Source organism: Micromonospora sp. NPDC049497, from assembly GCF_044465805.1.
In the GTDB taxonomy this organism is placed as follows: Bacteria; Actinomycetota; Actinomycetes; order Mycobacteriales; family Micromonosporaceae; genus Micromonospora.
Genome location: NZ_JBITMC010000003.1, coordinates 430,853 through 441,125, shown reverse-complemented (window position 1 = coordinate 441,125; position 10,273 = coordinate 430,853). Strand labels below are relative to the sequence as shown.

The window sequence follows — 10,273 nt, the reverse complement described above, 5'->3', positions numbered from 1 at the left end:
TTCGCCGCCCGCTGATAGCGAGGCGGCTCATGACTGGCCAAGGCCTTGCGCACCGTGTTCCGCGAGACCCCCAGCCGGCGACAGATCGCCTTGATTGCCATCTGCTCCGCCCGGTGCAACCGACGGATCTCCGCCCAGTCCTCCACGCTCAGCACCTCCCGATGCTTCCGGAAGGGGTCAAAATTCAGCCGGAACCACGGGGTCAGTTTTCAGGCGGAGCCGACACGAGCGCCTGCGCCGGTCGATGGGAGCTGCGCTGGGTGTAGCTATGGAACTTGACTCACTGGCGGTTTCGCCGCCCGCTGGGCAGCCAAGTTGGATGGTCTACGAGTTGCGTGGCCAGGCCGAACTGTTCGAGATGCTGCCGACCTCGACCGAAAGTGTGTCGCCAGAGTTGGTGTTTAGCCTGCGGATGAGGTCCGGTGAGGAGTCGATGAACTACCGGAACGCGATGAGGTCACTACTGAACACCTCTGGTGGCTGACCTTGCGCTGCTTTTGATTCCAGCGTGGTGACGAACGGCCGAGCCGCCTTCCTCCCGATGCTCCCTTGGAGGTCAAAGTAAGAGCGTGGCAGGCACGATAGCGGATCTCCTCGTCGGGCAGTCGTAGACCGTCCAGCCTCCCCGGACGGGGACAAGGTGGAGCGCCCTACCGGACGAACGACCTTGGCCCCGTCCGGGGAGGCTGGTAGCCCTTGTGGTGCCCGGCGAGGGGATCCGCGGCGGCATCTCTGAGGAGGGCCGGGGTTCGGGGCGGAGCCCCGAGGTCTACCAGGGTCTTGTCTTCCGTCAGCGTGGCCGGCCGGCCCGGCCGATGCCGGCCGGAGGTCGCCAGCAGGCCGGGGCCGGGCCGGCGCGGCCCGCTTGCGGGCCGCCTTGATCCTTAAGAGGTCAATTCGGCAGTCAGCGGACCTTGTCAGATGTCCTCCGTCGACTGATGCGCGGCATTCGTCCGCCAACTGATTCGCCGCGCCTCAGCGCGCTGATCACGGCAAGTGCAGATGGTTCCCTGTTCGCCGATCACCGAGCGTGTATTGGGAGCGGCGGGCGTACCATGTCGGGAACAATTACGGGCAGGGAGAGCGACCGCGAGGCTGGCCATGGTGAAGTCCCCCCGACACCGATTGATCGCGGCCCTGGCTGTGGCGGCAATCGGGCTGAGTCTCGGTGGATGCCAGCAGGCCATCAGCGTGGACGCGGTCAACCAGTGCGGCGCAGACGTCGAGCTCCAATTGGACACGGTGCGCGAGACTACGACCCAGTGGGTCACACTCCGCGCCGGTGACCAGGACGGCGTGGCGTCCGTGGGCGAGAACGCCGAGATGCTCTATGTCAAGGTGCGGGCGCCTGGCGCCGAGGGGGCTCGAAGTTTCGACGTGCCGATGACGTCGCTCGGGAAGCCGCCGGCCGGCGCGGACTACAAGGCGCTGCTCGTGCTGGAAGGCGACCGCTGTCCGTGACGCTGCCAGCCTGAGGGTGCCCGTCGTTCGTTCGACGGGGCGGATGCGAGCTGATCCACCGGCGCGACCGGTGGATCAGCTCGGCCGTGCGGCGGCGACGCCGGCCTCATAACCCCGAACTTCAGGCGTCCACCACTTGAGCACGGCAGTCAAGGCGGGCATCTCTTCAACGCTGACCACACGGTAGTTCTAACCGAATTGCTCAGGGTCCCCGCCTGCATGATCGGATGCACTGACATCGGCTGCATGGCACGGCGTTGATTCCCGGCCAGTTAGGACCTAGACGCCTCGACCCTGTCGCGCATCAGTTGACGGAGAGCTGTCGCAGATCATTTGTCGGATCGCAGCGGGCCTTGTCAGAGCTTGGGCACGACCGGTGATGGCAGTATGTCGGCCCACTTGCGTAGCACGTCGACAGCCTGGTCCCGGAGGGCTCCTTCGGCAACTTCCTCGCGCAGTGAACGGCGCTCGGCCGGTTGGGCGACCTCGCGGTAGAACTGGAGGTCTTCGAATCCGTAGGTGGCTACGTCGTGGCTGGTGGCCCCGAAGATAAGGCGGGGGATGCGTGCCCAGTAGCAGGCCATGAGGCACATGGGGCAGGGCTCGCTGCTGGCGTACATGACGCCGTCTTCGAAGAGGTGTCGCCCGAGGTTGCTGCCTGCGTGACGCAGGGCCATGACCTCGGCGTGTGCGGTCGGGTCTCGCAGCTCGACAACGCTGCTGGTGCCTTCGCCGACGATCTCTCCGGATATGACGACGATGGCTCCGAACGGGGTCTTGCCTTCGTCCTCCAACGCGCGCCGTGAGATCTCGATGGCTCTTGTCAGGAACCGCTCGTCTTGGGCGTCCAGGTCTGCGGTCATGGTCTTCCTCCTTGCCGCCCTGACGGCTTGCCGCCGGATCTGCGCTTGGGCCAGGGCTTGAGTGGGGTGACGAATCGGAGTTCGGTCCGGTCGGCCGGGTATTCAGCGTCGGATACTTCGACGACTCTCTCGTTGGCGTCCAGGGAGATGCGTCGGCAGAGGATGAAGGGAACGCCATCTGGCAAGCCCCAGAGTTGGGCCTCAGCAGTGGTCGGCATCCGACCGGTTACTTCGTCAATCATGGTCATGATTTCGATGCCGACCGTGGAGAGCTGGTGTTGGGTTCCTCCCGGCCGCGGCTCGTTGGCTTCGTCCAGGAGCGCGGGGTTTGAGCTGATGAGCGCAACCGGCATGTATGAAACGCTTGACGAGAGGAGCAAGCCAGTCGCCCGGTCGGTCGAGTCGTAGCGCCGCCGCAGCAGCAGGTCTGTCGGCTCGATCCGGAACAGCTCGGCCAGGTCCGCTCCGGCCTCTACCTGGTCATAGCGGGAGCGGAACTCCTGCTCGCTGAACGGCCAGTCGCCACGCCCGCTCAGGTCGTCGCCCTGGTCGACGCCATCAACCCGCGTTACCCACCGCTGTTCTCATCGCCGCGTGGTGCGGCCTGCGCCGCGGTGAGATCGCCGGCCTCCGCGTCTCAGACGTGGACCTGACCGAGCACACGATTACGGTTCGGAAGGCTCGCGTCGAACCGCTGCACGCTCTTGGGCAGGCGTTCGACAAGGATCCCAAGTCGGAGGCTGGGAAGCGGACGATCGCCATTCCGCCCCACGTCGTGCCGCTGGTCCGGCTGCATTGGATCAGTACGCGGGCACGGACCGGCTGTTCGTGAGCCGCGATGGGACGCCCCTGCGAGGCAACACCTTGTATCAGGCGTTCGTCCGGGCGCGAAAGAAGGTAGGTCTCAATGATCTGACCTTCCACGACCTACGGCACACCGGTCAGACCCTCGCCGCGCAGACCGGCGCGACCCTGGCCGACCTGATGAAACGACTCGGGCACTCGTCCATGGCGGCAGCTCGCCGGTACCTGCACGCCGTCGACGGCCGTGACCGGGAGATCGCCAAGGCGCTGTCGGAACTCGCTTCGCACGGTGATGTTGCACGGCTGCCTCGACACATCACAGTGCGGAGCTAGTTGCACGTCGGTTGCACGTCGGCCTTCGTCGGCACTCTGACCTGCGGATATGCAGGTGCCTGAAAATCGGAAGGTCGGCGGTTCGACCCCGCCCCTGGCCACATAGCCTTTCGCCGGGCTACAGCAATCCCCACCAGCGGAAACGCCGGTGGGGATCTTGCTTTTGTGCCCTCGCTGCGTCGGTCGCCGTTGCCCTTGGTTGACCGCTCTTGGCTCGTGATCACCGCCACTTATCGCACGCAGATCACACGCCGCCCCGCTTCTGCCGCCATCCCGTCGCCGCTGCCAGCTTCGGGGCTCGGCCTCGTTGTCGATCAAACGTAGACTTGCAGGCATGAAGCGCCCGCGTCTCCGGATGACGCAGCTCGCAGGGCTTCTGCTCCTGCTTGCGGCGGGTGTCGGGTTGTGGCTGGGCTGGCCCGAACAGGTCACGTCGCCACTTCTCCTCGCCGGGGGACTGGTGGCTCATGGTCCGACTGCCATTGCTGCGTGGCGGGAGCGGGAGTCCAAGCCGCCGAAGTCTGCGGAAGAGGTCCTGAGGTGGTACCCGAAGTGGTGGGCCTGACCGCCCGAGATCGTCCGACGCCGTCCGCCTGGTCCTGGTCCTCAAGCGCTCGGCAACTCGATCGGTCCGGCCCGTCCGGTCCAGTCCGCGGCTCCCACGGCAACGCCAGCAGACCTTCATACTGTGCTCCATGGGCACCCCGGATGGCGGCTCCGACAGGGGGCACAGCACGCCGTTGGTTAGAAGACGAAGCTGGCGCGTCGGCTGGTGGGGCCCACTGTTCGGGTTGGTCGTAATACTCGGCAGCGGGCATCTTCTGGTACTCGTGATGAACCGGATCTTCGGTGAGTTGCCGCCACAAGAGTTCAGCCTACGCGGGTTCGCAATGACGTGGATATGGATGGCAGCGGGCGCATCGCTGCTTCGGTGGTGGGAACAACGCAGCGAAAACCGTCAGACTGAGGCACCCCCAAGGCCGCAGTGGCGTGCCGATACCCCTCGCTGGCTCGTGATGGTCTCGACGGTTACTTCCGTCTGCTTCCTTGCGACGTTACTCGCGGGGTACGGCTCCGCGATTGACGGTGAACTCAGGCTTCTCTGGGCCGACGCGCTGGTTGCTTTCGCCTTCGCGTTGGCAGCAATCGTTCGTCGCCTAGGCGAACCGTTTAGAACACCGGAGGATCCAGAGGCCGCTGCCTCGCAGGAAAGAGAGCAGAAGCCGCCGAAGCCGGCGGAAAAAATTCTGCGGTGGTATCCGACGTGGCGGGCCTGACCGCCTCCGCCCTCGCTGCCATCCCGATGCTCCTATGGAGGTTCAAGCGGTCAAGGCGGCGAAGTCGGCGCGTAGGGCGGTGTAGACGTCCCGGACGATGTAGCGCTTGAGGCAGCGGAGGATTTCCTGCTTGCTGAGACCCTCCGCGATGCGTCGGTGCAGGTAGGCGCGGGTGCGTGGGTCGTAGCGCATGCGGCACAGGGCGATGGTGTGTAGGGCGTGGTTCGCGCCGCGGTCGCCTCCTCGGTGGAGGCGGTGGCGGCGCACCCGTCCGGAGCTGGCGGGGATGGGTGCTGCGCCGCCGCAGAGGTGGGCGAGGGCGGCTTCGGAGTGCAGTCGGTCGGGGTTGTCGCCGGCGGTGGTCAGCAGCTGGGCGGCGACCTCGGGGCCGACGCCGAACAACGCGGTGGTGCGGGGTGCCGCGCTCTGGACGATGGGTGTCACCTGCCGGTCGAGGAGGGTGATCTCCTCGGTGAGGGCGGTGACCCGGCGGGCGAGCCCGACGAGGGCTGCGGAGGTGGCGGGTTCCGGCTCGTGAAGTCTGGCCGGGTCGTAGGTCAGTGCTGCGCATCGGCTGACCAGCACGGCGGCGCTGACCCTGGTCAGGTGGGCTCGCAGAGGTTCGGGGGCAGCGGCCACCAGGCCGCGCATCTGATTCAAGGCGGCGGTGCGGGCCTTGACCGCTCCTCGACGAGCGACCCTGAGGGCGCGGATGGCCTCGACAGGTCCGGTGCGGGTCTTCGGAGTGCCCAGGGCGGTGCCGGCGAGGGTCGCGCGGGCGGCGGCGATGGCGTCGATCGGGTCGGACTTGCCCTGGCGTCGGCGGGCACGGCGGTCCGGCCGGTCCACCTCCACGAGGGCGATCTTCTTGCTGGCCAGGTGACGGGCCAGGCCTGTGCCGTAGCTGTCGGTGCCCTCCACGCCCACGGCCGTGACCCGTCCGAAGGAGCGCATCCAGGCCAGCAGATCCGCGTAACCGGCGGTGGTCGCCGGGAACTCGGCGTCGCCCAGTAGCCCGCCGGTGCTGTCGATGATCGCAGCGTGGTGCGTGTCGCGGTGGGTGTCGACACCACCGATTACAGATCGCTTCTTGGCTGCCATGCTGGTGAGGTCCGCCCTTCTCGTCTGCATCGAGAATCCGTGGACACGTCATCGGTCAGGCGATGCGGACAACACAGTGGTGGGCGCCTCTCTCACAGGCTCCTATCAGGTCACGACGCCTGACCGGTGACATGCAGCTGCCGGCGCCACCGAGCCGGCCGACGAATCGGGATGAGGACAGCAACCGTCGGTCTGCCGGTGAGTCAGACCAACCCGGCGACCCACCCCACCATCCTCACTGTCTGCCGCCGACCCACACCTTGTCAGCCCGGCCCTGGTCTGCTCGGCTCGCCTGGGTCGGTGGCTGGCGGGATGGCATCCCACCACCCACGAACCGGAACTCGCTCGGTAACTCCATCTCGGAGTCGTCTGGCCCCCGCCGGAGGCATGCCCTTCATCGGCCGGCGCGCCGGCCGATGCCGGCGCTTGCGCCGCCAGCAGGCCGAGCGCGGCCGGCCCGGCCCGCTTGCGGGCCGCCTTGATCAGTACGCGGGCACGGATCGGCTGTTCGTCAGCCGCGATGGGACGCCGCTGCGGGGCAACACCTTGTATCAGGCGTTCGTCCGGGCGCGGAAGAAGGTAGGTCTCGATGATCTGACCTTCCACGACCTGCGGCACACCGGTCAGACCCTCGCCGCGCAGACCGGCGCGACCTTGGCTGACCTGATGAAGCGACTCGGGCACTCGTCCATGGCGGCGGCCCGCCGGTACCTGCATGCCGTCGACGGCCGCGACCGGGAGATCGCCAAGGCCCTGTCGGAGCTGGCCGCGCACGGTGATGTCGCACGCCTGGCCCCCGCACATCACGATGCGGAGCTAATCGCATGACCGGTCGCACGGCGACCTCCGGCGGCTTCCTGACCTGCGGAAATGTGGGTGCCTGAAAATCGGAAGGTCGGCGGTTCGGCCCCGCCCCTGGCCACATAGCCTTTCGCCGGGCTACAGCAGCGCCGACCAGCGGAAACGCCGGTCGGCGTTTTGCTTTCCGCCGCAGGTTCCGCCTGCCCCCTCCGCCCCGGCGGGAGGTGGAGATGCGAATCGGGGCCACCCCCGCAGGAGTGGCCCCGGCACCAAGCAGGATCAGTTGACCCGATCGAGCCAGGCGGTGTCGAGGATCACCTGGTACGCGCTGATCCGTACCGGCGAGAGTGCCAGTAGCTCGTGGGCGAGCAGTTCTCCGGTTTTGGGGTCGAAGATCAGGAGGGACTGTTGGTTGTGCTCGCGGTCGTCGAAGGTGATGGCTACACCGTTCCGACCGGCCCGATCGGTTACCGGTCCGCGCCACAGGAACCCGGGCACGTCGGCAAGGACCCGCAGGATCTCAGCGCGCGTCTGACGCGGTACGACGTACCGCCCGTACACCGTGCTGACTTCCTTGCTGACGGCGCTGCCACCGAACCTGATTTTGAGTAGGTCGTTCAGCTGTGCCCGACCCGACGGCAATGGCGCGAGGTCGATCGGTGGCAGCGGAATGCTGTCAGGCGCGGGGGTAGCGGAGGCGGCAGCCTCAGGCTTGAGGTTGCGCTGCCAGTAGACCCGCGACTCCGGGTCCGGATACTGCGGCTCAAGTTGAGTCGTAACCTGAGTACCGGTCCCGTCGGCCGCCTGCCAGACCTTGGTCTCGTGTGCGAAAGCTACGTGATAGCGACCGTCGGGGGATGTCATCACTGGGTCGCCCCACGTCTTCGTGTGGTGGTACATGTACCGGCCGCCGCGGTTGTCGTACTCCGCGTCGACGAGCCTGTTCGCCATCGCGCGCAGTTGGCTTCCGGCATCACGGGTGCCAGAGCCATACGCCACCGGCACGAGCACCACCCCTGGATCCGCTGCGGGGGGACTGACGATGTCCGAGGTATCCGGGTTGGACGGACCGATGGTCTGGGCAATTGCTGCGGCGCCGACCGCTACGGCCAGCGTCCCGGCCAGAACCAGCCGCCGGGTAGGACGTGCCTGACGGCGATGGGCGACCGGCTCGGCGAGAGCCTCCGCGCGGTTGATCAGGTCGTGTGCCGGCAGCCGGGGCGGTGCTATGGCGCTGCGCCGGGCCGGGTCGATCGGCTTGAGGAGGGTGCGGGTTCGCTCTTCTCCGAACATCACATGGCCTTTCGGGGACTTGCCAACATCGGCTGCTGTGCCGGCGGTGAAGCTGGGTGCGACATGGCGTTGTGAAGGCGTCTGCGAGCCCGGTGCAGGCGCACCGCGGCGGTGGTACGGGTACAGCCGAGGACCTGAGCGGCCTCGGAGACCGTCAACTCCTCCCAACCGACCAACCGGAGGATTTCCTGATCGAGGTCGGCGAGGGTGGCCAGGGCGGCCTGGAGATCGGCGACGCCCACGCTCGCGTCGGCGCCCGGCAAACTCGGCTCTTGCTTGTGGCCAGCGTCAGTAATCGGCAGTACGTCCGGCGCGGCCCTCCGAGCCCGCCATTGGTTCGCGAGCAGACGCCGGGCCACCCCGTACAGCCAGGGCAGGCTGCGGTCCGGGACCTCGCGGCGACGCCGCCAGGCGATGACGAACACGTCCTGAGCAAGCTCGGCCGCTGCATCCGGGTCGGCAAGCCGACGTTGTCCGTACTTCACCACGTGTCCGTATTGGGCCGTGTAGACCCTGGTGAACCAATCCTCGTCGCGTTTCACCGGTGGACCCATCCACAACCCCTGCCTGGTTGACGAGCTCTCACCCTGGCTTGTGTCACCCCCAGCCCGATGATTACCGGCAGCCACCCCAGGCAGACAGGCCTCATCAGCGGGCCGTGTCAGAGCTTGGGCACGGCTTTCGCCGGACTGCAGCGATCCCCACCTGCGGAAACGCCGGTGGAGATCTTGCTTGTGTGGTCAACCCGCGCACCCCTGGCGCGCGGCAGCACGCTCAGCCCCGGGTTCTCGGACCTGAGCGTGCTGCCGCAAAGGAGTAATCCCTGAGTCACCCGGGCCACAACGCGCGTCAACTCGCCGCCACGACCGGGAGGACCTACTTGACGACGACCACCTTGGCCGGCCGATCAACCTGCACCGGAGTGCCGTATTCGGACAGCTCCACGGTCACCACATCGGTGCCGCCGTAGGCCAGTCCGCCCTTGACCCCCGGCCGGAACTGCCCCTTGCGCGTCAGCTCGTACGACACCTTCGCGATGCGCTTGTCCGCGTCGAGGGTCACGTCACCGACGAACGTCACCGTCTCCGTGCCGTACCGGTTGTCGACCGACGTCGTGCTGGTGAAGTGGTAGACGTCGGGACCGACCCGGGTGACCTTGGCGCCGTCCTGCCGCAGCGCGTCGAACAGCTGCTCCGGATCCGCCGACGCACCCACCGCGCCGCTCAACGCACGGTGGTAGGCGAGCCTGTCGTGCCTGCCGGGGTACTGCTTCCACACGTCCTTCGAGCCGGAGGAGCTGACGAAGCGGACACCGTCGACCAGCCGCTCGAGATAGACGACCCCAGCTCCCGGCGACGGAGAACTCAGCTGCCCGGTGTCGGTCCGGGGGTCGAACGCACCCTCGGTGACCTGGGCGGTGCTGGCGTCCGCCGCACTCCTGGCCGTGACCTTCACCTTGTAACTGATGCTCGCGCTCGCTTCCGTCGCGGAGGCCAGCTCCATCCGCGAAGACACGACCTCGGGGGCCGCCACAGTGACGCCGGAACGGTCCGGCGTCGACGGCTGCACGAGGGTCGCCGTACCGATCGCGCCGAGCGCCAGCACCGCAAGGGTCCCACTGACGATTGCGGAGGTCCGGCGGCGGCGCGCCCGCCGGCCCCGCTCCAGCAGCGCCCCCAACGGCGGCGACGAATCAAGGTCCCCGTCGACGATGCCGTGCAACCCGTCGGCGAGTCGCTCATCGAAGCTCTTCATGCCAATCTCACCTGCTCGCGGTAGGAAGGTTGATCCATGAGGTGACGGAGCTTCTCCATGGCCCGAGAGTGCTGACTCTTGACTGTGCCCACCGAGCAGCCCAGCACCCGAGCCACCTCCCGCTCCGGCAGGTCTTCGTAATGCCGAAGCACCACGACCGCCCGCTGCCTCGGTGGCAGCGACAGCAGCGCCCGGCGCAGGACCATCACGTCGTGGTCCGTGCCACCTCCCGGCGCAGCGGTGTCGGGGACCTCCGCCACGAGGCGTTCCCGCCGCCGACGCCGCCAGTTGGCGGCATGGTTGTTGACCAGGGAACGCCGTAGATAGGCATGCAGGTCGTCGATCCGCGACAGCCGCCGCCACCGCTCGTACACCTTGACCAGGCTGTCCTGGAGCAGCTCCTCGGCCCGCAGCCGATCACCGGTCAGCAGCATCGCCAAGCGGATGTGGCGTTGCCAGGCCTCCTGAACGAACGCCACGTACGCCGCATCGGCTCTCGTATGTAGCTCGGATTGGTCCGTCACGCCTCTTACATGCAACAACGACGGAAAAGGTTGTCTCAAGTCGAGGCTCTTCTGTTGGCAA

14 protein-coding genes are annotated in these 10,273 nt (G+C 67.2%); 6 read left to right on the top strand and 8 right to left on the bottom strand.

The features are described 5' to 3' along the window. Positions 1 to 155 (bottom strand): helix-turn-helix domain-containing protein (locus tag ACIBR0_RS07685; RefSeq protein WP_396713285.1); only part of this gene is annotated, 155 nt, incomplete at its 3' end. Positions 156 to 319: 164 nt separating this feature from the next. On the opposite strand from ACIBR0_RS07685, the gene ACIBR0_RS07680 reads away from it, so the two are divergent. Both ACIBR0_RS07680 and ACIBR0_RS07675 read left to right on the top strand, forming a co-directional pair. Next, complete coding sequence (locus ACIBR0_RS07680; protein WP_396713246.1) at positions 320 to 484, top strand: hypothetical protein; 165 nt, start codon at positions 320 to 322, stop codon at positions 482 to 484. A gap of 617 nt (positions 485 to 1,101) precedes the next feature. After that, on the top strand, positions 1,102 to 1,461 hold the full coding sequence (locus ACIBR0_RS07675; RefSeq protein WP_396713244.1) for a hypothetical protein: 360 nt from the start codon (positions 1,102 to 1,104) through the stop codon (positions 1,459 to 1,461). Positions 1,462 to 1,817: 356 nt separating this feature from the next. Here ACIBR0_RS07675 and ACIBR0_RS07670 read toward each other — a convergent pair whose 3' ends face one another. Next, complete coding sequence (locus ACIBR0_RS07670; RefSeq protein ID WP_396713242.1) at positions 1,818 to 2,324, bottom strand: nucleoside deaminase; 507 nt, start codon at positions 2,322 to 2,324, stop codon at positions 1,818 to 1,820. Continuing rightward, positions 2,321 to 2,860 (bottom strand): UTRA domain-containing protein, encoded by a 540-nt coding sequence (locus ACIBR0_RS07665; RefSeq protein WP_396713283.1) that lies wholly within the window; start codon positions 2,858 to 2,860, stop codon positions 2,321 to 2,323. Before ACIBR0_RS07665 ends, ACIBR0_RS07670 begins: the two co-directional genes overlap by 4 nt. Before the next feature lie 107 nt (positions 2,861 to 2,967). Between ACIBR0_RS07665 and ACIBR0_RS07660 the strand changes: the two genes are divergently transcribed. The 3 genes from ACIBR0_RS07660 (at position 2,968) to ACIBR0_RS07650 (ending at position 4,738) form a co-directional block, all read left to right on the top strand. Next, the gene (locus tag ACIBR0_RS07660) at positions 2,968 to 3,156 is read left to right on the top strand and encodes a hypothetical protein (RefSeq protein WP_396713240.1); all 189 of its coding nucleotides are present in this window, start codon (positions 2,968 to 2,970) and stop codon (positions 3,154 to 3,156) included. 32 nt (positions 3,157 to 3,188) lie between these two features. After that, the gene (locus ACIBR0_RS07655; protein ID WP_396713238.1) at positions 3,189 to 3,461 is read left to right on the top strand and encodes a tyrosine-type recombinase/integrase; all 273 of its coding nucleotides are present in this window, start codon (positions 3,189 to 3,191) and stop codon (positions 3,459 to 3,461) included. A gap of 695 nt (positions 3,462 to 4,156) precedes the next feature. After that, the gene (locus ACIBR0_RS07650) at positions 4,157 to 4,738 is read left to right on the top strand and encodes a hypothetical protein (protein ID WP_396713236.1); all 582 of its coding nucleotides are present in this window, start codon (positions 4,157 to 4,159) and stop codon (positions 4,736 to 4,738) included. A 42-nt stretch (positions 4,739 to 4,780) separates the two neighbouring features. On the opposite strand, the gene ACIBR0_RS07645 is transcribed toward ACIBR0_RS07650, so the two are convergent. Further along, positions 4,781 to 5,869 (bottom strand): IS110 family transposase, encoded by a 1,089-nt coding sequence (locus ACIBR0_RS07645; protein WP_396713234.1) that lies wholly within the window; start codon positions 5,867 to 5,869, stop codon positions 4,781 to 4,783. 357 nt (positions 5,870 to 6,226) lie between these two features. Here ACIBR0_RS07645 and ACIBR0_RS07640 point away from each other — a divergent pair, with 357 nt between their 5' ends. Beyond that, complete coding sequence (locus ACIBR0_RS07640) at positions 6,227 to 6,667, top strand: tyrosine-type recombinase/integrase (protein ID WP_396713232.1); 441 nt, start codon at positions 6,227 to 6,229, stop codon at positions 6,665 to 6,667. A 252-nt stretch (positions 6,668 to 6,919) separates the two neighbouring features. Here the strand turns inward: ACIBR0_RS07640 and ACIBR0_RS07635 are convergent, their stop codons facing one another. The 4 genes from ACIBR0_RS07635 to ACIBR0_RS07620 all read right to left on the bottom strand — a co-directional run bounded on the left by ACIBR0_RS07635 (position 6,920) and on the right by ACIBR0_RS07620 (position 10,212). After that, positions 6,920 to 7,933, bottom strand: a complete 1,014-nt coding sequence (locus ACIBR0_RS07635) for a CU044_5270 family protein (RefSeq protein WP_396713231.1) — start codon at positions 7,931 to 7,933, stop codon at positions 6,920 to 6,922. After that, the gene (locus ACIBR0_RS07630) at positions 7,933 to 8,475 is read right to left on the bottom strand and encodes an RNA polymerase sigma factor (protein WP_396713229.1); all 543 of its coding nucleotides are present in this window, start codon (positions 8,473 to 8,475) and stop codon (positions 7,933 to 7,935) included. The genes ACIBR0_RS07635 and ACIBR0_RS07630 overlap by 1 nt, the downstream gene beginning before the upstream one ends. 334 nt (positions 8,476 to 8,809) lie before the next feature. After that, a complete protein-coding gene (locus ACIBR0_RS07625; protein WP_396713227.1) occupies positions 8,810 to 9,688 on the bottom strand; it encodes a hypothetical protein in 879 nt (292 codons plus the stop codon). Continuing rightward, the gene (locus ACIBR0_RS07620; protein ID WP_396713225.1) at positions 9,685 to 10,212 is read right to left on the bottom strand and encodes a SigE family RNA polymerase sigma factor; all 528 of its coding nucleotides are present in this window, start codon (positions 10,210 to 10,212) and stop codon (positions 9,685 to 9,687) included. The genes ACIBR0_RS07625 and ACIBR0_RS07620 overlap by 4 nt, the downstream gene beginning before the upstream one ends. Between the last annotated feature and the right edge of the window lie 61 nt (positions 10,213 to 10,273).